A 20,420-nucleotide genomic window follows, 5' to 3' on the forward strand; every position below is an offset into this window, starting at 1 on the left:
CCGGATATCAGAACGGAATTAAGGTGAAGCTATGTCACAGTTTGATCTGCTGTTTGAGCCATTGAAGATAAATAAACTGACTATCCGCAACCGTATTGTCAGCACCGCCCACGCCGAGGTGTATGCCACTGACGGCGGGATGACCACCGATCGCTATGTGCGCTATTACGAAGAGAAAGCCAAAGGCGGCTGCGGGCTCTGTATCTGCGGCGGCTCAAGCGTGGTCTCGATCGACAGCCCCCAGAGCTGGTGGAGTTCGGTTAACCTGAGTACCGACCGGATTATTCCCCACTTTCAGAATCTCGCCGATGCCGTGCACCAGCACGGCGGCAAAATCATGATCCAGATCTCCCACATGGGGCGGCGCTCGCGCTGGGATGGAGAGAACTGGCCCAACCTGATGTCACCCTCCGGCATCCGTGAGCCGGTGCACCGCGCCACCTGCAAAACCATTGAGGAAGAGGAGATCTGGCGCGTTATCGGCGACTTCGCTAAAGCGGCGCAGCGCGCCAAAGCGGGTGGTCTCGACGGCGTGGAGCTCTCCGCCGTGCATCAGCATATGATCGACCAGTTCTGGTCACCGCGCGTCAATAAGCGCACCGATGAGTGGGGCGGCAGTTTTGAAAAGCGGATGCGCTTTGGCATCGAGGTGCTGAAAGCGGTGCGTGACGCGGTCGGCCCCGATTTTGTCGTCGGCATGCGCATTACCGGTGATGAGTTTCATCCCGACGGCCTCAGCCATGAAGATATGCGGCAGATCGCCGCGTACTACGATAAAACCGGCATGGTCGATTATTTTGGCGTGGTCGGCTCCGGCTGCGACACCCATAACACGCTGGCGAATGTTATTCCGAATATGAGCTATCCGCCTGAGCCGTTTCTGCATCTGGCGGCGGGTATTAAAGAGGTGGTCACGGTGCCAGTGATCCACGCGCAGAATATTAAAGATCCCAATCAGGCGCAGCGTATCCTCGAAGCGGGCTACGTTGACTTTGTGGGTATGACGCGGGCGCATATCGCCGATCCGCACCTGATCGCCAAGATCAAAATGAATCAGGTCGATCAGATCCGCCAGTGCGTCGGCGCGAACTACTGCATAGACCGGCAATATATGGGGCTGGATGTGCTGTGCATTCAGAACGCAGCCACCTCGCGCGAATATATGGGGCTGCCGCATATCATCACCAAAACCGAAGGGCCGGTGCGCAACGTCGTAGTGATTGGCGGCGGACCGGGCGGGCTGGAGGCAGCGCGCGTGGCGGCAGAGCGCGGGCATAAGGTCACGCTGATTGAGCGCGCCAGCGAGCTGGGCGGGCAGGTTACGATTGCGGCAAAAGCGCCGCAGCGCGATCAGATGGCCGGTATCACGCGCTGGCTGGCGATGGAAACTGAGCGTCTCGGCGTGAAGGTGCTGACTAATACCACGGCGGATATGGCGATGATCCGCGATCTCACCCCCGACGTCTGCATCCTTGCTACCGGCGGAGAGCCCTTCCTGGAGCAGAACCCGGAGTGGGGAGCGGCGGAAGGGCTGGTGGTCTCCAGCTGGGATGTGCTGAACGGCGTGGTGGAGCCCGGCAAAAACGTACTGGTGTATGACTCTATCTGTGAATTTTCCGGGATGTCCGTCTCCGATTTCCTCGCCGCGCGCGGTGCGCTGGTGGAGCTGGTAACCGGCGATATCAAACCCGGCGTGGGCATTGGCGGCACCACCTTCCCGACCTACTATCGCAGCCTGTATGAAAAAGCGGTGGTGATGACCTCCGATCTGGCGCTGGAGAAGGTCTATCGCGAAGGCGAGAAGCTGGTGGCGGTGCTGGAAAATGAATACACCGGGCAGAAAGAGGAGCGGGTGGTGGATCAGATTGTGGTGGAAAACGGCACCCGTCCTAATGAGGAGCTTTACTACGCGCTGAAAGCGGAATCGCGCAACAAGGGGCAGATTGACGTGGAAGCGCTGTTTGATATCCGTCCGCAGCCGGTGCTGGCGCAGGCGGGCAGCGGCATGATCCTGTGGCGGCTCGGCGACTGCGTCTCGCAGCGTAACGTTCACGCCGCGATCTACGACGCGCTGCGTCTCTGCAAGGATCTGTAGCTTCGCCGTCGCTGACGTAAAGCGTGCGGTAGCCGGAAGCGGTACCGCACGCCGCATCTAACAGAAATTGTCTGGAAAGGGCACATCATGGTACTTGATCGGATACTCCCCTGGTTACTTCTTGGCGCGGTAATTCTGGCCATCGTGGGTATGGTCAGGCGCGTCCTGCTCTGGCGGCGCGGACAACCGGAACAGGTTGCGCTGCTGAGCGGCCTGATGGCGATGCCCCGTCGCTATCTGGTTGACCTGCATCACGTGGTGGCGCGTGATAAATATATGTCGCGCAGCCATGTGGCCACCGCCGGCGGCTTTGTGCTGTCGATGCTGCTGATCCTCGTGGTCCATCTGGCGGGCGTCAGCGGCACGCTGGTGGATGGCGTGCTGGCGGGCGCGCTGCTGGTGATGTTTAGCGGCGCGCTGTTTATCTGGTATCGCCGTCGCAATCCGCCAGCCCGTCTTTCACGCGGGCCGTGGATGCGGTTGCCAAAGAGCCTGCTGGTGTTTGCGGCAACGTTCTTTATCACCACGCTGCCGGTCTCCGATCTGTTTGGCGAGGCGGGGCGCTGGGTGATGGCGGTCCTGCTGCTGGCAGGGATCTGCTGGGGTCTGGGCGAGATGGTGTTTGGCATGGCGTGGGGCGGGCCGATGAAACACGCATTCGCCGGTGCGCTGCATCTTGCCTTTCATCGTCGTCCCGCCCGCTTTGGCGGCGGCCGATCCGTGGGCCTGAAGCCGGTGGATCTGGCTGCCCCAACGCTCGGCGTTGAAAAACCGGCCGATTTCAAATGGAACCAGCTGCTGGGCTTTGACGCCTGCGTGCAGTGCGGCAAGTGTGAAGCGATGTGCCCGGCGTTTGCGGCGGGTCAGCCGCTCAATCCCAAAAAGCTGATTCAGGATATGGTTATCGGGATGGCGGGCGGCAGCGACGCGCGCTTTGCCGGCAGCCCCTATCCGGGCGTGCCGGTGGGCGAAGCGTGCGGAGCGCCGCATCAGCCGATTGTCGGAGGGCTGATCAAAGAAGAGACGCTCTGGTCCTGCACCACCTGCCGCGCCTGCGTGGAGGAGTGTCCGATGATGATTGAGCATGTTGACGCGATTGTGGACATGCGCCGCTTTATGACGCTGGAGAAGGGGCAAACCCCTGGTAAAGGCGCAGAGGTGCTGGATAACCTCAGCCAGACGGATAATCCTGGCGGCTTTAATCCGCGCAGCCGCACGCACTGGTCAGCCGATCAGAACCTGCCGCTGATGCAGGATATCGGGCAGGCCGACGTGCTGTTCTGGGTCTCCGACGGAGCGTTTGATATGCGCAGCCAGCGTATTCTGCGCGCGTTTGTCAAAGTGCTCAGGGCCGCCGGCGTGAATTTTGCGGTGCTGGGCGATGAGGAGCTCGATAGCGGAGACGTGGCGCGACGCCTGGGTGATGACGCCACGTTTCAGCGGCTGGCGCGCAGCAATATCGCCACGCTGCAAAAATATCGTTTTAACCGCATCGTAACCACCGATCCGCACGCCTTTCACTGCCTGAAAAATGAGTATCCCGATTTCTACCCGGCAGACACGCAGCCCGACTATGAGGTGCTGCATCACACCACCTTTATTAATGAGCTGGTTAAGGCGCAGCTGCTGGATCTGAAAGATTACAAAGGCGGCAGCGTGACCTGGCACGATCCCTGCTACCTCGGCCGCTACAACGGTGAATATGCATCACCGCGTGAACTGCTGGCGGAGCTGGGGATCAAACTCAGCGAAATGGACCGCTCCGGTTTCCGCTCACGCTGCTGCGGCGGCGGTGGCGGTGCGCCGATTACGGATATTCCGGGGGAGCGGCGCATCGCTGACATGCGGATGGAGGATGCAAAACAGACCGGCGCAGAGCTGATTGCCGTTGGCTGCCAGCAGTGTACCGCGATGCTGGAAGGTGTCGTCGGGCCGCGTCCGGAGGTCAAAGATATCGCTGAACTGGTGGCGGAAGCCCTCAGCGAACCGAAAAAACCGCTGCCGGCGAAGCTGCGCGAGCGCCAAATTGCTGTGGAGGTGATCTGATGGAAACCCCTGTACGCCGCGATCCGCGTCTTGAGTGGATTGCCCGCAACCGGCTGCATCCGCAGCATGCAGAGCTGATGCAGCCGGTGCAGGAGAGCCGCGGCCCGTCCGGGCTGCTGCGTAAAAATCCGCACGCCGTCGGCTTTACCGGACCCAACGGACTGAAGCGCATCGATCGCGAGAACGTTAACGCGTTTTCCCAGCTCTCCGGCCGGCGCAGCGCCGGCACGCCGCACGTCGCTGAGCTGCCGCTGCACCGCGTGGCGCAGCCGGATTACTGCGTGGCGGCGGTGCTGGATATGACCGGCGGCCGCCTGACCAGCCACGATCGCGACGTGCTGGGGCAGGCGCATCAGCTGGTGCGTGATGCTGGCGGTGCTGGCGTGGTCGTGGCCGTGGTATTTGGTGAGCATCGTGAAGAGAACTTTGCCACCGCGGGCGCTGACCGGCTGCTCCACTTCAGCGGCGAACACTATGAGGGTTACAGCCCGGAGCAGCGCATCCATGCGCTGATGGCGGCAGAAAACGAACTGGCACCGCGCTTCTGGCTGTTTCCGGACAGTGTTGCCGGAGGCTTTGAGCTGGGCTGTCGCTTTGCCGCACGCTGCGGGGAGCGACCCGCCACGCAGGTGTGGCGCATTGAGGGTGAAAGCTGCATCAGCCGGGCGGCGGGCGGCAGCGCCGATATTACGCATCCGGTTGCGCGCGTCATGCTGCTGACCGCAGAGTGCGCCGATCCGGTGGATGAGACCCGCCATGAAGCGCTGCCGGTGAGCGTCGGGCTGCGAAGCATTGGCGCTGCGCGCATTACCGACTGCGGACTGATGCCGGTCGATCCGGCAGCGGTGCCGCTGGGCGAGGCGGAGTTTATTCTGTCTGCCGGTAACGGCGTCAGCGACTGGGCGCAGTTTCACGCTACCGCAGAGAGTCTGGGAGCGACCGAAGGCGCCAGCCGCGTGGCCGTGGATAATGGCCATATGCCGCGTTTCCGGCAGGTGGGTGCTACCGGCACCTGGGTGACGGCGCGGGTCTATCTGGCGGTGGGCATCTCCGGCGCGGTGCAGCATCTGCAGGGGATTGCGCAGTGCGACCGGGTTATCGCCATTAATACCGATCCCGGCTGCGATATGGTCAGCCGCGCGTCGCTGAGCGTGATTGGCGACAGCGATGCGATCCTGGCTGAACTGGCGCGTCTGGCGCGCGCCTGGCGTAATAAGGAGCTTAACCATGCAGCATAAAGCACACCACAGCGGCTGCCGCATTACGGCGCTGATATCCATCGGACTCCATCCCGAGTCGGGCAGGGCACGCCGCGCCGGGCAGGATGCGCGTGCGGTAGAGATGGGGCTGGCGCTGGCTTCCGGCGATCTGGAGCTTCTTCACGCCGGCGATCCGCACAACGCGGCGCTGCGCAGCTATGCGGGCATGGGCGTTGAGACGCTGCGCGTGCTGCCGATGACAGAGCAGGGCGATGCGGTGGCGGTGCTGAGTCACTATCTTAAGCAGGATCACCCGGATGTGATCCTCACCGGCGGCCGGGCGGAGCGCGGCGAGTCATCCGGTATGCTGCCTTTTCTGCTGGCAGAAGCGCTGGAGATCCCGGTAGTGGTCGGCGTGGCGGAGATTGTCAGCCTGAACGGCACCGATGCTGAAGTGCTGCAGGCGCTGCCGCGCGGTCAGCGGCGTCTGCTGCGTGTGGCGCTGCCGTTTATCGCCAGCGTGGACATGGCCGCCGCCGCGCCGCGCCAGAGCGCGTTTGGCCCGGCAAACCGGGCAGAGATCACCACCGTTGCGGGCGTGGACGTGCCGGATACAGCGATGGCAGCCTGGGAGATAGCGCCGGCGCGTAAGCGGCCGAAGCGGCTGAAAAAAGTGAAAGCGAAAACGGCGGCGGATCGCTTTAAAGCGGCCACGGCGAAGTCACAGAGCGAAGGTGGCAAAGTGCTGCAGAATAAACCGGTGAATGAGATGGCGCAGGCGGTCTTTGATCTGCTGCTGGAGGAGGGCGTGATCCGCTAGCTGTGCGCCTGAACAATAAAAAACCCGGCTGGCGGTTAACGACGCCAGCCGGGTTTTCTGTTATCAGGTCAGCCTTTTACGTTTTTAAGCACGGTTTCACTGTACCAGTCGATAAAGTTAATCACGCCAAATTCATAGGTTTCTGAATAGGGGCCAGGCTGATAGCCGATCGAGTTGATGCCGCGCTGGTTCTCTTCGCCCAGAACGCGATCCTGCTCGTTGGTGGCGTCCCAGACGGTGCGCAGACGCTCCGGATCGTAATCGATACCGGCCACCGCGTCTTTATGCACAAACCATTTTGTCGTCACCATCGTCTCCTGCGCGGAGATTGGCAGCACGCGGAACACGATAAAGTGATCGCTTTGCATATGGTTCCACGAGTTGGGCAGGTGCAGAATACGCATCGATCCCTGATAGTGGCTGGTAAAACGGCCCAGCAGCCGGGTGCAGCCCTCACGACCATCAATGGTCATGACTTTGGTGCCCTCTTTCAGCGGCATACGCACAATCCGGTTGCGCAGACCAAAGCTCTGATGGCGATGCGGAATACCCTGCTCATCCCACAGCGCCGCCTGCTTGTTGTAGTAGTCATGGAAACTCTGCGGCGCGCGCGGATCGTTGGTGTCGTCCCACTCCAGCAGGCTGTTCAGCAGTTCCGGATGGCTGCCGGCGCAGTGGTAGCACTCGCGGTTATTCTCCAGCACCAGTTTCCAGTTGGCTTTTTCATACATATGGGACTCTGCCGCCAGCTTGGTGTTGTCCACATCATAGGGTTCCATATACTCCGCCAGCGTGGCCAGAAACTCATCGAAGTCAGACTCCGGCGGCGTCTCTGCGAGGCAGATAAAGATAAACCCGCCGGCGGTTTTACAGTGCGCTTTTTTCAGGCCGTGCTGCTTCATGTCAAATGACTGATTCATCTCTGAACCGGCGAAGAGCAGGTTGCCCTTTAAATCGTACGTCCACTGGTGGTAGGGACAGACCAGATTGGCCACCTTGCCGCGCTCCTTTGAGCAGAGGCGCGAGCCGCGATGGCGACAGGTGTTGTGAAACGCGTTGATGTTGCCCTCTGCATCGCGCAGAACCAGCACCGGGTTCTGTCCGACCTCAAGCGTAAAATAGTCACCCTTTTTCGGGATTTCGCTGCTCATGCCGGCAAACAGCCACTCTTTCTGAAACACCTCCTCCATATCAATGCGAAACAGAGTCGGGTCATTATAGAGCGCCTGCGGCAGCGAATAGTTGGGCTGGCGTTTTTCGAGCAGATCCTGCATGCGGTCGCTCGCATCGACAAGGCTTGTACAGGTGATATTCAGCAGATCGTTGTGGCTCATAATGTTGCTCTTCTCGCGCGGTTGAAAAGGGAGTGGTTCGCGCCCGACAGGCGCAGCCGGATATCAACAAAACCGGACTTCCGCCTTACCGGAAGCCCATAAGATCGCTACGGATTACAGACATGCTGCACCGGTCCGGCGCCCGTCAATGTTCTGCCAGCGACATAAATCCCCTCTATTAAAGACGCGCGTGCAGAATTTCCTGCGGATGTGGTTTTTTCAGGCATTTCCGTGTCGCGCATAACTAAATGCTGTGGCGGGGTTACACGGAGAATCGCAGTTTCTGGCTCAAAAGCCTGTGGTTATCCATGCGTCGATACAGGCAATTGATCACTCCAATCCTGACGGGAATGAAATGTATGACAGAGAGAAATATCACGGTACTGAATACCAATGCTTTTGAGCCTGTCACCACGCAGACCTGGACCAATGGCCGTCATGCGGTGCGGTGCGTTAAGGTCATACAGGAAACCTGGGACGTGAAAACCTTCTGCTTTATGGCGGAGCAGCCGGTGATGTTCTTCTTTAAGCCGGGGCAGTTTGTCACGCTGGAGCTGATGATTGAGGGGCAGACCGTGTTTCGCTCCTACACCATCTCCAGCTCTCCCTCGGTGCCGTATAGCTTTTCGATCACGGTAAAACAGGTGCCGGGCGGCGTGGTATCTAACTGGCTGCACGCGAATATGCGCGAAGGCATGGATCTGGCGGTACACGGCCCGGTAGGGCAGTTTAACTGCATCGATTATCCCGGCGATAAGGCGCTGTTTCTCTCCGGCGGCGTTGGCATTACGCCGATGATGTCGATGGTGCGCTGGTATTTTGACACTAACGCTGATGTAGACATGGTGTTTGTGCACAGCGCCCGCACGCCGGAAGATATTATTTTCCGCCGCGATCTGGAGAATATGACGGCGCGTATTCCTAACTTCAAACTGAGCATCATCTGCGAACGCTATGAATCAGGACAATACTGGGCAGGCTTTCGCGGCTTTCTGAACCACGCCATGCTGCAGATGATCGCGCCTGATTTTATGGAGCGGGAGATCTTCTGCTGCGGACCGACGCCCTATATGCGCGCGGTGAAAGCGATTCTGGAAAACGTCGGCTACGATATGGCGCACTACCATGAAGAGTCGTTTGGTGCCACGCCGGAGGTGGTACAGGAGCAGGTGGTGCAGGAGGCGGAAGAAGCGGCCGAACTGGCCGACGCGCTCTGCAGTTCCGAGCTGCTGACCGTGGCGTTTACGCAGAGTGATAAGAGCGTGAAAATTGCGCCGGGTGAAACCGTTCACGCCGCCGCTGCCAAGCTGGGCCTGCATATCCCGAAAGCGTGCGGCATGGGGATCTGCGGCACCTGCAAGGTGAAGTGCCTGGAAGGTGAGGTTGAGATGAACCACAACGGCGGCATTACCGACGAGGATGCCGAAGAGGGCTATATCCTCTCCTGCTGCAGCGTGCCGAAAGGCAATGTGGTCGTGGAATTCTGACCCGCCGCGCACCGACGGAAAGCAAAAAGCCAGATGTCAGCTGACATCTGGCTTTTTTAATCTGGCTCCTCTGACTGGACTCGAACCAGTGACATACGGATTAACAGTCCGCCGTTCTACCGACTGAACTACAGAGGAATTGTGTTTCGGCGCGCATAATAATCAACTCTCCGGCGGCTGTCAAAACGTGATTTAGTGCCCGCCGGTTGTTTGCTGCTTCCTGCAGCAACCTGCTGGTTTTGTCAGCATCTGCCGCTGCCTGACACCCTGCGAAAAGGCCGTTTTTTGCAGAAATAGACTTATCTCTCAAGCCGTTACGCTTATCACTCCGCCTTGCATTCTGGTTATGGCTGCTACACTTGATGCTGTTCACCTGAGCCAGATTACCTCTTCGCTGAAAAAGGAGCGCGTTATGACCGATCGTCCAGAAAATCCGCAGCAGGCGCAGCAGCAGCAGTGGCCCGGCAGCTTTCGCGAGATGCAGCCGGTGCCCGATCACGGCGAAACCAGCTATCAGGGCAGCGGCCGGCTGAAAGGCAAAACCGCGATTATCACCGGCGGCGACTCCGGTATTGGCCGCGCAGTGGCCATCGCTTACGCCCGTGAAGGCGCCGACGTGGTCATCTCCTACCTGGATGAACACGAAGATGCAAAAGATACCGCGCAGCTGGTGGAAGCTGCCGGGCAGCAGGCGCTGCTGATCGCGGGTGATATTATGCAGGCGGAACACTGCCGCAGCATCGTGGCGCAGACGGCGGACCGTTTTGGCAAAATTGATATTGTGGTCAACAACGCCGCTTTCCAGATGACGCGCGACTCGCTGGATGAGATTGATGATGATGAGTTTGACCGCACGATGAAAACCAATCTCTATGCGATGTTCTACATCTGTAAAGCCGCGGTACCGCATATGCCAGCCGGCAGCTCCATTATTAACACCGCGTCAGTCAACGCCGATCAGCCAAAACCAAAACTGATTGCCTACTCGGCCACCAAAGCCGCCATCATTAACTTTTCCGGCAGCCTTGCCGCGCTGCTGGCGGATAAGGGCATTCGTGCCAACGCGGTCGCACCGGGACCTATCTGGACGCCGCTGATCCCTGCCACTATGCCGCCGCAGCAGGTCGAAAGTTTTGGCAGCCAGGTGCCGCTGCAGCGTATGGGGCAGCCCGCTGAGCTGGCCTCTTCTTATGTCATGCTGGCCAGCGACGAAGCCAGCTATATCTCAGGGGCAACCATTGCCGTAACCGGCGGGGTAGCGGTGATTTAACGCCGGCGCAGACAGCAAAAAGCCCGCTCAGGTTTCCCTGAGCGGGCTTTTCTAATTCTGGCTCCTCTGACTGGACTCGAACCAGTGACATACGGATTAACAGTCCGCCGTTCTACCGACTGAACTACAGAGGAATCGTGTGAACGAGGCGAATAGTAGTGGCCCCGCACGAGCCTGTCAACAGCTTAAAACACAATTGCATTCAACTGGCTAGCAAAGATACAGCCCGCGCAGGGATCAGGCAGATTCCGCCGCCAGTGTCGCAAGCCGGGCAGCAGGATCCTGACGGTAAAACAGCTGCAGGTGTCGATACATCGCCGGAAAGCGCTGAAGGAGCAGGTCGGGCGCAGTGAAGAAATATTCTGACAGCACAGCAAAACATTCGGCCGGATCGCTGGCTGCGTAAGGATCAAAGGTCGCGGCCTCTTCACCCGCGAGTGCCACTTCATCGTCAATTTCCTGCATCACCTGCAGCAAATCTTTCTCCCAGCCAGCGACCTCGCGCAGCGGAATAGCGGGGATGCCGCTGGTGTAGCCGCTGCCGCGCGCGTCCAGCTTATGCGCCACTTCATGGATCACCAGGTTATAGCCTGAGAGATCGAACGCGTCGGAAATATCCAGCGCGTTGAGCACCACCGGCCCCTGCGTCCAGCTCTGCCCGGCGTGTACAGCGGGCGCCTGATGCACCAGCCCGCTCTCATCTTCCCAGCGATCATCAACCGCAAAGGGTTCAGGATAGATAAGCACGTCGTGAAAGCCATCCAGCCACTCCACGCCCAGCTTCAGCACCGGCAGGCAAAACAGCAGCGCCAGACGGGCGCTGTGCAGCGCATCCAGTTCAGTGCCCTGCAGCAGGACAAATTTTTTCTGCTGCAGAAAGCGCTGCGCCATGCCGATCAGAACGGCGTGCTCGTCATGATTAAGCAGAGAAAACACTGGCTGCCGCAGCGCCTGCGTCCAGGGCAGTTCAGCGACAGCATCGGATTTATGCGCGTTCCGGGACCATTTAAACATCGCAGCGCCTGTAAAAGGAGAGAAGGAGTGCCGACGGGACAGAATGTGCCAGACGTCAAACCCGTTATTCAACCTGTTAGCCGGGACGGTGTCTGTGATTGCGCTTGCAAAGTGAAAAGCAAAAAAAAGCGGGGCGGGGCGTAAGCGCCTCTTCCGGTGGGCAGAAGAGGCGCAGGGCGCATGCTCAGAGCGATCGGCTTTCGCGCAGAACGCGCTCAAATTCAATGACCCAGACCCAGGGGTTAACCTCCCAGCTGGTCGCGCCATACTGTTTTTGCCACGCTTTGCGATACGCCTCTTTGGGCGACTCTGAATTCATATTCATGGTAAAGAAGTTGTTCAGGAAGTGCGAGTCCGTCTGAACGCCCTCTGCCATGATGTCATCCTCGCTGATATCCTGGATTTTTTCAGCCCGGATCGCGGTGATGGTCAGATCGATGCGGCTTGCCCAGCGCGGCATGTGAATGGCCGTCTGCCAGCCAAACTGCTCCGCGTCCTGCAGATCGTCCTCCAGCTGACCAAACTCGTTGCTGTCAGCACGATACTGGCAGAAGTCGGGATGGCGAAACAGCTGGGGATCGCGATCGTACTCTGCAAGCTGCGCTTCCGGCACAATCGGGCCGCGCCAGGTTTCGCGTACCCACAGGCGATCGCCAACCTGCCCGAAGGGACAGTGCGCGCTGATATCGGACATCGACATCAGTTTGTAGCCGTGAAGATGATTCGCACTGACATCAAACGCATGAACGCCTTCATGGTGGTCCTGTCCTGGACCAAATGCCTGCGTTTTCATAATGCGTCGGGTCTGTGTTTGCTGGCCAACCAGCAGGGCGCGAACCCGCTGTTCGGAAAAAAGAATCGGCCGTTCTTTCATTTTTTACCTCTTGTTATATCACGAACCCGGAAAGCGTTGACGTTACATCCTGTACAGGACGAGACCCTTAGCATAAAGGTTTCAAACAAATTTGCTTAATAATTTGTCACCTGATAATCAGGCGTTCCCTTCCTGTTCCGGTATTAAAAAAACATCCAGGCAAAAAGTGGGGTGCAGATCGCTTAACGTACCGGCGAAATGCGGAAATTTCCCCTATACAGTACGTTATAACGGCCAAAATAGAAATATTTTCAGACTATTTCACCTTTTTCTCCGCTAATAACTGGCTATCTGTCAGCGAAGAGTGACCGCTTAAATTCCCCGCGCACTGGCATCGCGGTTAAGCGCGACACATAAACTATGTTAACTAAATCTGACGATAGTCAAACGTCATAAGGAAAAGCTGAAAACAAAAAGGCTACTGGGCAAGCGGGCTTAACAACGCTATAACATGATCAGGATCGCAGATTTTTCCCTCTCACCCCAAAAATGCTGTAAGAAAAGTGTCATGACCTGCCCGCTAAGATAGGGCTGAGTCTGAAGAGCTCCCGCCGCGCACCACATGTCATAACAGGAGAAACATCATGTCCATTACACACTGGCAACAACGTTATGAACACTGGCTGCGGCTGAACTGGCAGCATGACGATAAGGCGCACGACACAGGGCATCTGCGTCGGGTCTGGATGAGCGCGGCGCGTATCATGCAGGAGACGCCTGCCGATGCCATGGTGGTACTGACCGCCAGCTACTTTCACGACGTGGTGAATCTGCCGAAGAACCATCCGCAGCGTCATCTTGCCTCTACGTTTGCCGCTGAAGAGACGCGCCGTATTCTGCAGCAGGATTTTCCCGATTTTCCCGCTGAACTTATAGATAGCGTGGCGCACGCGGTGCAGGCGCACAGTTTTAGTGCTGCCATTACGCCGCTGACCGCAGAAGCAAAAATTGTGCAGGATGCCGATCGTCTGGAGTCGCTGGGGGCTATCGGACTGGCACGCGTATTCTACACGGCTGGCGCACTGGGCCGGCCGCTGTTTGACAGTGACGATCCGCTGGGGCGCGATCGCGAGCTCGACGATGTGAAGTGGACGCTGGATCACTTTCAGAAAAAGCTGCTGCGCCTGCCTGAAACCATGCAAACGGCAGCGGGACGTCGTCTGGCTGAATATAACGCCGATTTTCTGGTGCACTATATGGCCAAACTCTGTGCCGAGCTGCAGGGGAACCTGGCGGGGGTTGATGAATCCGTGCTGCGCGACTTCTGCTGCACGTTACAGGAATATTAAATTTTTATGACAGGCTGTTAACTGGCCTCATCTTCCGCTACGTTTGTGAAAAAAATAGCAGGGAGTGTGGAAATGACTGAAACCGTGAACATTACGATAAAAATTGATCCGGCACTGAAAGAGGAGATTAAGCAGCTTGCCGCTGACAATCAGCTTTCAATGAGTCAGGAGATTGTTAACCGGCTGCAGGCGAGCCTGCAGAGTGCCCCGCAGCAGGAGACGGCGGTAGATAATCTGCACTCCGATGAGACGCCGGACGACCGGTTAAGCGCTACGGAACTGCGCCAGATCCGTGCGCTACTGAAAAAGAGCAAGAAGAAGAAGTAGTCTCTGCCACCCGCCGCCCGGCGGGTGAGCTATTTCTTATGCGCGATCAGCTATTAGCCTGCTCTGGCGCTTTCAGCCTGTAGTATTCAATCAGCGGCAGCAGTAATTTCGCTACCGCAGCAAATACCGGCACCACCACGGAATTGCCAAACTGACGATAGGCCTGGGTATCGGAGACCGGGATGCGGAACCGCGCTTCACCCGGCGCTTCAAACCCCATCAGGCGCGCGCACTCGCGCGGGCTCAGCCGGCGCGGTCGCCGCGCCATGTTCTCAGCAGCGGTAAAGTTCTGTTCACCCAGCGCGCGATCCCAGCCGCGATCGATCAGGATCTCCGAGCCATCTTTGTAGTAGCGCGCTGAAAGCGTGCGCACGCAGCAGTGCGGATTCTGCGGATCGTTCAGGCCAAAGCCAAAGCCGTTGCCCTTCGCCTTGTGCTTTTGCGCATAGCGATAGAGGTAGTGCCAGAGCGTTGGCGACAGGGTATATTTTTCACCCGGATCTGCGTCCAGCAAACTCTGCAGTGGCGGCACCTGCGGCGGATAGAGCGCCGGCAACGCGCGCAGTGAAAAGGGCTGCTTAACGCCGCTATCGCGCCGGATGCCCACCAGCACAATGCGCTCACGGTGCTGCGGCAGAAAATAGCGCGCGTCGATCACTTTGGCGTCCGGTGTGCCTTTATCATCCGCATCCGCCACGTCATAACCCAGCTCATCCAGCGTTGCCATAATAATGGCGAAGGTGCGGCCCTTATCGTGGCTCTTCAGATTCTTGACATTTTCCAGCACAAAAAACGCGGGCTTTTTAGCCGCGAGAATGCGCGCCACGTCAAAAAACAGCGTGCCCTGCGCCTCACACTCAAAGCCGTGCGCCCGGCCGAGCGCGTTCTTTTTACTGACGCCCGCCAGTGAAAAAGGCTGACAGGGAAAGCCAGCCAGCAGCACCTGGTGATCGGGGATAGCGCGATCGATATGCTGATAGATAGCCGCCTCCTCAGTGAGGCCGGCTGGCTGCGTGACGAGACGAATATCGGTATTGAACCGGTGGCGCAGCGGATCGCAGTAGTGGTTCGCTTTATAGGTGCGGACCGCCTCTTTATTCCATTCGCTGGTAAAAACGCACTCGCCGCCGGCCTGCTCAAAGCCGCGCCGGATGCCGCCGATACCGGCAAAGAGATCGATAAACTGAAAGGCGGGCCTCTCATAGTGGGCCGGTCGCGATGGCAGCAGGGCGCGCAGGCTGGCGATCTCAGACGGCAGCAGCATTACCGACGCGGCTTTGCCACTGCGCAGACGGTTCAGCTTCGCCACGCTCCAGTGGCCTGTGCCGGCGGCGTTGAGGGTCTGCATCACATCGCGCGCCGCGTAGATATCCAGTACCTGCAGTAACAGCGCTAAATCATCCTGCGCAGCGGTTAATGAAGAGGGGGTAGCCGGTGCGGCGGGATCGGGAACGAGCATGCGTTTTTCCTTAACAGTTGAGCGACTATGCTACCACTCATCTGTCAGGGTTGAAATTAGCGCGTCGTGTCGCGCTGCGCGCCGTGCCGCACTCTTTTACGCCGCCGCTTTCGCTTTTGCCGTAAAACGCTAAAGTTGAATAGGCCCGCAGGAAAAGGAAACGGCATGGCTGACGTTCACTCACAAGAGATCCGCAGTAAAAATATGCGCGCGATCCGAAATCAGGATACGGCGATTGAACAGCGCGTGGCCGCGATATTGAAAGATCGCGGCTTCAGCTTTCGCGTGCAGGATAAAGCGCTGCCGGGGCGGCCCGATTTCGTGCTGCCTGAGCAGCAGGCCATTATCTTTGTGCACGGCTGTTTCTGGCATCGTCATCACTGCTATCTGTTTAAAATGCCCGCCACGCGCACCAGTTTCTGGAACGGCAAAATCAACAGTAACGTTGAGCGTGACCGGCGCTATGTGCAGCAGCTGCAGGAGACCGGCTGGAAGGTTCTGATTGTCTGGGAGTGCGCGCTGCGCGGTAAGCTGCGGCTGGATGACAATCAGCTGATTGAGCGCCTTGAGGAGTGGCTGCTGGCCGCCGGGCAGAGCGCGGAGCTGGATCACCAGGGATTGCATCATTACCAACCACTCTAGCCTGCGATGATTGCTTTACGCGGCAATAATCGTTTAGATCACGTTTTTCTCTGGGACGCGGAGCACTACCATGAGCAGTATTAAACTGACGGTCAGGCGGCTCTATCAGCTGCGTGACGAGCGGCTGGTGGCGACACAGGCCACGGCACGCATCTGGCTCGACGATCGGCTGATTGCCACAGAGGAGATCAGCGGCATGACCGAAAGTCCGGTGAGTAAATATCTGCACGCAGCGGATACGCAGGGAAAAACGTTACGCGTTGAATGGGATTGTGAGGGCATCGCCGACATGTCGGTGACGTGGGTTGAGCGCTGCCCCTGTTGTCAGGAACACTAACCGGAATAAGGATTACCATTTTGGCAGGAACCAGTTTACTTACGCTTCTGGATGATATTGCAACGCTGCTGGATGACATTTCAGTCATGGGCAAAGTTGCGGCAAAAAAAACCGCTGGCGTGCTGGGCGACGATTTGTCGCTTAATGCGCAGCAGGTCACGGGCGTCAAAGCCAATCGCGAATTGCCGGTGGTCTGGGGCGTTGCGAAAGGCTCATTTCTGAATAAGCTGATCCTGGTGCCGCTGGCGCTGGTGATTTCGGCGTTTGCTCCCTGGCTTATCACGCCGTTGCTGATGCTGGGGGGCGCCTACCTCTGCTATGAAGGGGTGGAAAAGGTGTTACACAGCCTGCAGCACGATAAAGAGGAAAAGAGCCCGGAAGCGCGTCAGCAGCGGCTCGACAGCCTGGCACAGCAGGATCCGCGCGCGTATGAAAAGAGCAAGGTCAAAGGTGCGGTACGCACTGACTTTATTCTTTCAGCGGAGATCGTGGCGATTACGCTGGGCATCGTGTCAGAGGCGCCGCTGCTTAATCAGGTGCTGATCCTCGCCGGTATCGCCATTCTGGTGACCATCGGTGTCTATGGCATTGTGGCGATGATTGTGAAAATCGATGACCTCGGCTACTGGCTGCGGGAAAAGTCCTCTTCACTGGCGCAGGCAGTGGGCGGTTTTCTGCTGGCGATGGCGCCGTGGCTGATGAAGATTCTTACCGTCGTCGGCACGCTGGCGATGTTTCTGGTGGGCGGCGGCATTATTGTGCATGGTATCACGCCGCTGCATCACGCTATCAGCGAATACAGCAGCGGCTTTAACGGTCTGGTTTCCGGCCTGCTGAGTAACGGGGCCAATCTGGTGCTTGGGTTTATTGTCGGCGCGATTGTGCTGCTGGTGGTTAACCTGATCGCTAAAGTTCGCGGTAAGTCGGCATAACAGGCCAGCGCGGCGAGCGGCGCACAAGCCGCTTACCGCTTATCTCTGGCAATGCGATATAACGCGCGGCACACTAATTTTCAGGAGAGTGATGATGAACGACGATATGTTTGAATTTGATATCGATGCCCAGCTGGAACAGGCTGAAGCGAAAGCGGCGGAAAAAGCCAGCGAAGTGCCGGCTGAACTCAGTGATGATGCTGAGTGCGAAGGCTGCAAAATCTGACGATCGCAGCTAAAAATTTCAAAGCCGGTAATAAACATTACCGGCTTTGTTTATGAACCAGATTTTGCACTGCTTATTCCTCTTTTATCACACTAATAACATTATCCTATAGGCAAATTGTCTGTCCGGCTGCTATACCTTTAAGCGTTCAATCAACGGTAAAAGGGAGGGCGCGGTATGACCTTTGCAGTGAGTGATGAAGTTCAGCACAAACAGGGCGGACCCACGATGGTGGTAACCGGCTATGCCAGCGGAATGGTTGAGTGTCGTTGGTATGATGGCTATAGCGTGCGCCGTGAGGCATTCCATAGTGATGAACTGAGTCACATGACTACGGAATCCCGGCTCGCCAGCTGAATCTGGTCGGGACGGTTTCGCCGTCCCGAATCCCGTTACACTTTTCCCTCGTTATCTTCTTCCACCGCCTGGTAAATCCGCTGCAGAATATCCGGAAACGCCGACTGAACGCGACTCCAGCTCGGAATAAAGGGCTTATCGTTGGGGCGTTCAATAAATGACTGACCGGCGTCGAGAATGGCCTGGGTAAACATCTCCACCGCCGCTTCCTCTTTATGCTGATCGAACGACAGGCCGTTCATGGTTGCTTCATGCCGGTAGATCTCCATCATATCCAGCGCGTTACGGTAATAAGTCGCCTTCAGCACGCGAAACGAATCGCTGGTCAGCGGCACGCCCATGGTCGCCAGCTTGCGCAGCAGCGACTGGACAATATCGCTGCTCATGCGCTTCAGCCCCCCGGTACCATCCTCTTCGGCCAGCGGCTGATGCTTGTGGTCATAGTGATCGGCGATCTCGACCTGACAGCTCTGTCGGGTCGTATAGTTGCGATAGATCTCAGACAGCACGCCGATCTCCAGCCCCCAGTCGCCAGGGATCTTAATGCCGTTAAGCACATGGGTGCGCATGGCGAATTCGCCGGAGAGGGGATAGCGAAAGCTGCTGAGGTAGTCGAGATATTCGGAGTGGCCATATACCTGCTGCAGCGAACGCAGCATCGGTCCGACCAGCAGACGGCCGACGCGGCCATTGAGCTTGCCATCCGCGACGCGCGCATAAAACCCTTTGCAAAACTCATACTGAAACGCCGGGTTGGCCAGCGGATAGAGCAGACGCGCCAGCATGCCGCGCTCATAGGTCACGATATCGCAGTCATGCAGCGCCACGCACTGGGTGCGATCGGACGCCAGGGTGTAACCGGTACAGAACCAGACGTTGCGTCCTTTGCCCGGCTGGCTGGGCGAGAGACCCTCTTTATCCAGCTCAGCATCAATAGCTTTCAGGCGCGGCCCGTCATTCCACAGAATGCGGTGCCGCTGGGGCAGGCGTGAGAAGAAGTCGCGGGCAAACAGAAACTGATCGCGATCGGCGCGATCGAGACCAATCACAATCTCTTCCAGATAGGGCACCTGCGCCAGTTCATTAACAATATTATCCAGCGCCGGGCCCTCCAGTTCGGAGAACAGCGAGGGCAGGATCAGGCCCATCTTGCGCCGGCGGGCAAACTGCACCATCTCTTTTTCCAGCGACTCCACGCGGCGATGGGTGAGGTTATGGAAATTCGTAATCACGCCATTCTGATAAAAATCACTCATCGTCTCATCCTCTGATTACGGCTTATGGGGGGCCAGAAAGTGTTCTATGCCTTCGCTCCAGCCCTCTGGTCCGGTTTGTGCTGTGCGATAGATATGGTCGCTATCGGTACGGCTAAGTGTAACCGGTGACTTGCTGAAGCCTTTGATAATGACCGCGTAGTCCGCCTGCTCCAGCATCGGGATATCATTGGGGCCGTCACCCAGACCCAGCGTTATCCGGCTTACGCCATCCTGCTGCATCAGCTGCTGCTGCAGCTGCGTCAGCGCGATACCTTTACCGCAGTTTTCCGGCATCACGTGCCAGAAGCGGCCGCCCTGCGTCAGAGCAAGCTGATGCCGGGCCAGTGCGGCGCGAAACGCCTCCAGCTTATCGCTCTCGTCGCGCCACAAAATCACCTCCGAGGCGTCACGCAGGCGGCTTAGCCGGGCGTCACTCAGCGCCAGACCGGTAAAGCTCGCCACGTCGCTATCACTGAGATCGTGAAAACCGGTAAAGCGAAATTCCGTTTTCAGCGCGGCCAGCGTGTCGCACAGCGCCAGATAGTCAGCGCCTGGCTCATCATTAACCGTAACGTCATCGCCAAAGCTGATGCGGGCACCATTTTCAGCGATAAACGGCGCTCCGCCTAAACCCAGGCGCTTCTGCAGCGGGATAATCTCTGCAGCGGTTTTACTGGAGCAGAGCACTACCGGGATCTGGCGTGCGGCAAAATAGTCCAGCCACGGGCGGGCAGCTTCCCAGTTGTAATCGTGGTGATCCAGCAGCGAGCCGTCCAGGTCGGTTACCACCAGCAGGGGGGAATCGGGATCAATCATCGTCATACTCCTTACACCACAGAGGTGAGTAAAGCAGAGAGTAATCAGTATAATAGCGTTATGACGATTGCACGTTTTTCCGGCGTACCGAACGCGACAACCAGGAATAATCTTAAAAGGCAGCGCGACGCCAGCTACCGGTGCATGAAGTGTGCAGGGTGAAGCGCAGACCGCGCGGCTCTCTGGCCGGTTTAACGCCAGAAGATATGCATATTTCTGCACTTTATATGCACAAATGCCGGTTGCCTTCATACATAGTGAGCGTAATCTGAAACGGCATTACCGTTTCCTGGTGTAACGAATCCATTGATAAATTTAACCCGGCCTGAGCCGGGTTTTTTTTAAATCACTCTCAGCGATTCGCTTCGCAAAAGCTGCAATCGTGAATATCCACTTCGCACTGTTCAGAAAGGCAGCGCGCCTGATCCACGGTTTTACCCGATGAATCAAACCACTCCGGGTCGCGCTCTTTTTCCTGTTCCGGATTGCCTGCCGGAAGGGAGCGAGGGCGGGTTTCTTCTGCACGCATACGGGGACTCCGTAAAGCCAGGGTGGGTCTTGAGTATAGTGCGGCACGCGCATACGCGCATACGCGCGCAGCGCGACAGGCAAAAAAAAAGCCCGCGCTGCGCGGGCAAAA

At 57.8% G+C, this 20,420-nt stretch carries 20 protein-coding genes and 2 tRNA genes; 13 read left to right on the forward strand and 9 right to left on the reverse strand.

The genetic code is table 11. From position 1 onward, the window contains the following. Nucleotides 1–31 precede the first annotated feature (31 nt). The 4 genes from dgcA (at nt 32) to etfB (ending at nt 6,160) form a co-directional block, all read left to right on the forward strand. Nucleotides 32–2,095, forward strand: a complete 2,064-nt coding sequence (gene dgcA, locus HA43_RS07340) for a dimethylglycine demethylation protein DgcA (RefSeq protein ID WP_094111319.1) — start codon at nt 32–34, stop codon at nt 2,093–2,095. 87 nt (nt 2,096–2,182) lie between these two features. Beyond that, nucleotides 2,183–4,141 carry a (Fe-S)-binding protein gene (locus tag HA43_RS07345; RefSeq protein WP_094111320.1) on the forward strand — a complete coding sequence of 653 codons (1,959 nt, stop codon included), beginning with the start codon at nt 2,183–2,185 and terminating at the stop codon, nt 4,139–4,141. Beyond that, nucleotides 4,141–5,379, forward strand: a complete 1,239-nt coding sequence (etfA, locus tag HA43_RS07350) for an electron transfer flavoprotein subunit alpha (protein ID WP_094111321.1) — start codon at nt 4,141–4,143, stop codon at nt 5,377–5,379. The genes HA43_RS07345 and etfA overlap by 1 nt, the downstream gene beginning before the upstream one ends. Beyond that, complete coding sequence (gene etfB / locus HA43_RS07355; RefSeq protein WP_094111322.1) at nt 5,369–6,160, forward strand: electron transfer flavoprotein subunit beta; 792 nt, start codon at nt 5,369–5,371, stop codon at nt 6,158–6,160. The genes etfA and etfB overlap by 11 nt, the downstream gene beginning before the upstream one ends. Nucleotides 6,161–6,228: 68 nt before the next feature. On the opposite strand, the gene HA43_RS07360 is transcribed toward etfB, so the two are convergent. Continuing rightward, entirely contained in the window at nt 6,229–7,494 is a 1,266-nt protein-coding gene (locus tag HA43_RS07360; RefSeq protein ID WP_094111323.1) for an aromatic ring-hydroxylating oxygenase subunit alpha, read from the reverse strand. A 359-nt stretch (nt 7,495–7,853) separates the two neighbouring features. Here HA43_RS07360 and HA43_RS07365 point away from each other — a divergent pair, with 359 nt between their 5' ends. Then, nucleotides 7,854–8,981 carry an FAD-binding oxidoreductase gene (locus HA43_RS07365; protein WP_280173562.1) on the forward strand — a complete coding sequence of 376 codons (1,128 nt, stop codon included), beginning with the start codon at nt 7,854–7,856 and terminating at the stop codon, nt 8,979–8,981. Nucleotides 8,982–9,043: 62 nt separating this feature from the next. Here the strand turns inward: HA43_RS07365 and HA43_RS07370 are convergent. After that, a tRNA-Asn gene (locus HA43_RS07370) sits at nt 9,044–9,119 on the reverse strand. Nucleotides 9,120–9,393: 274 nt separating this feature from the next. Between HA43_RS07370 and HA43_RS07375 the strand changes: the two genes are divergently transcribed. Beyond that, nucleotides 9,394–10,251, forward strand: a complete 858-nt coding sequence (locus HA43_RS07375) for a glucose 1-dehydrogenase (protein ID WP_071667965.1) — start codon at nt 9,394–9,396, stop codon at nt 10,249–10,251. A 58-nt stretch (nt 10,252–10,309) separates the two neighbouring features. Here the strand turns inward: HA43_RS07375 and HA43_RS07380 are convergent. The 3 genes from HA43_RS07380 to HA43_RS07390 form a co-directional block, all read right to left on the reverse strand. Continuing rightward, nucleotides 10,310–10,385 (reverse strand) — tRNA-Asn (locus HA43_RS07380). Nucleotides 10,386–10,488: 103 nt separating this feature from the next. Next, nucleotides 10,489–11,265: a DgsA anti-repressor MtfA gene (gene mtfA, locus HA43_RS07385; protein ID WP_039385190.1), complete on the reverse strand. Its 777-nt coding sequence runs from the start codon at nt 11,263–11,265 to the stop codon at nt 10,489–10,491. A 184-nt stretch (nt 11,266–11,449) separates the two neighbouring features. Continuing rightward, entirely contained in the window at nt 11,450–12,139 is a 690-nt protein-coding gene (locus HA43_RS07390) for an ASCH domain-containing protein (RefSeq protein ID WP_039385187.1), read from the reverse strand. A 584-nt stretch (nt 12,140–12,723) separates the two neighbouring features. Between HA43_RS07390 and HA43_RS07395 the strand changes: the two genes are divergently transcribed. Both HA43_RS07395 and HA43_RS07400 read left to right on the forward strand, forming a co-directional pair. Continuing rightward, the gene (locus HA43_RS07395; protein ID WP_039385186.1) at nt 12,724–13,428 is read left to right on the forward strand and encodes a phosphohydrolase; all 705 of its coding nucleotides are present in this window, start codon (nt 12,724–12,726) and stop codon (nt 13,426–13,428) included. Nucleotides 13,429–13,500: 72 nt separating this feature from the next. Then, nucleotides 13,501–13,755: a hypothetical protein gene (locus HA43_RS07400; RefSeq protein WP_094111324.1), complete on the forward strand. Its 255-nt coding sequence runs from the start codon at nt 13,501–13,503 to the stop codon at nt 13,753–13,755. A gap of 46 nt (nt 13,756–13,801) precedes the next feature. Here the strand turns inward: HA43_RS07400 and dcm are convergent, their stop codons facing one another. Then, complete coding sequence (dcm, locus tag HA43_RS07405; protein WP_094111325.1) at nt 13,802–15,214, reverse strand: DNA (cytosine-5-)-methyltransferase; 1,413 nt, start codon at nt 15,212–15,214, stop codon at nt 13,802–13,804. Nucleotides 15,215–15,379: 165 nt separating this feature from the next. Between dcm and HA43_RS07410 the strand changes: the two genes are divergently transcribed. From HA43_RS07410 to HA43_RS07425, 5 genes are all read left to right on the forward strand, one after another. Beyond that, on the forward strand, nt 15,380–15,856 hold the full coding sequence (locus tag HA43_RS07410) for a very short patch repair endonuclease (RefSeq protein ID WP_094111326.1): 477 nt from the start codon (nt 15,380–15,382) through the stop codon (nt 15,854–15,856). Between the two features lie 70 nt (nt 15,857–15,926). Continuing rightward, the gene (locus HA43_RS07415) at nt 15,927–16,193 is read left to right on the forward strand and encodes a hypothetical protein (RefSeq protein ID WP_039385177.1); all 267 of its coding nucleotides are present in this window, start codon (nt 15,927–15,929) and stop codon (nt 16,191–16,193) included. 20 nt (nt 16,194–16,213) lie between these two features. Continuing rightward, a complete protein-coding gene (locus HA43_RS07420; RefSeq protein WP_039385175.1) occupies nt 16,214–17,125 on the forward strand; it encodes a DUF808 domain-containing protein in 912 nt (303 codons plus the stop codon). A gap of 91 nt (nt 17,126–17,216) precedes the next feature. After that, nucleotides 17,217–17,351: a hypothetical protein gene (locus HA43_RS19310; RefSeq protein ID WP_255402073.1), complete on the forward strand. Its 135-nt coding sequence runs from the start codon at nt 17,217–17,219 to the stop codon at nt 17,349–17,351. Between the two features lie 177 nt (nt 17,352–17,528). Beyond that, nucleotides 17,529–17,708 (forward strand): YodC family protein, encoded by a 180-nt coding sequence (locus HA43_RS07425; RefSeq protein WP_039385173.1) that lies wholly within the window; start codon nt 17,529–17,531, stop codon nt 17,706–17,708. Between the two features lie 35 nt (nt 17,709–17,743). Here the strand turns inward: HA43_RS07425 and HA43_RS07430 are convergent, their stop codons facing one another. The 3 genes from HA43_RS07430 to HA43_RS18835 all read right to left on the reverse strand — a co-directional run bounded on the left by HA43_RS07430 (nt 17,744) and on the right by HA43_RS18835 (nt 20,309). Continuing rightward, nucleotides 17,744–18,964, reverse strand: a complete 1,221-nt coding sequence (locus HA43_RS07430) for a glycosyltransferase family protein (RefSeq protein WP_039385170.1) — start codon at nt 18,962–18,964, stop codon at nt 17,744–17,746. Nucleotides 18,965–18,979: 15 nt separating this feature from the next. Beyond that, nucleotides 18,980–19,780 (reverse strand): mannosyl-3-phosphoglycerate phosphatase-related protein, encoded by an 801-nt coding sequence (locus HA43_RS07435; protein WP_094111327.1) that lies wholly within the window; start codon nt 19,778–19,780, stop codon nt 18,980–18,982. A 352-nt stretch (nt 19,781–20,132) separates the two neighbouring features. Further along, on the reverse strand, nt 20,133–20,309 hold the full coding sequence (locus tag HA43_RS18835; RefSeq protein ID WP_158086433.1) for a hypothetical protein: 177 nt from the start codon (nt 20,307–20,309) through the stop codon (nt 20,133–20,135). Between the last annotated feature and the right edge of the window lie 111 nt (nt 20,310–20,420).

This window comes from Pantoea eucrina, from assembly GCF_002095385.1.
In the GTDB taxonomy this organism is placed as follows: Bacteria; Pseudomonadota; Gammaproteobacteria; order Enterobacterales; family Enterobacteriaceae; genus Pantoea; species Pantoea eucrina.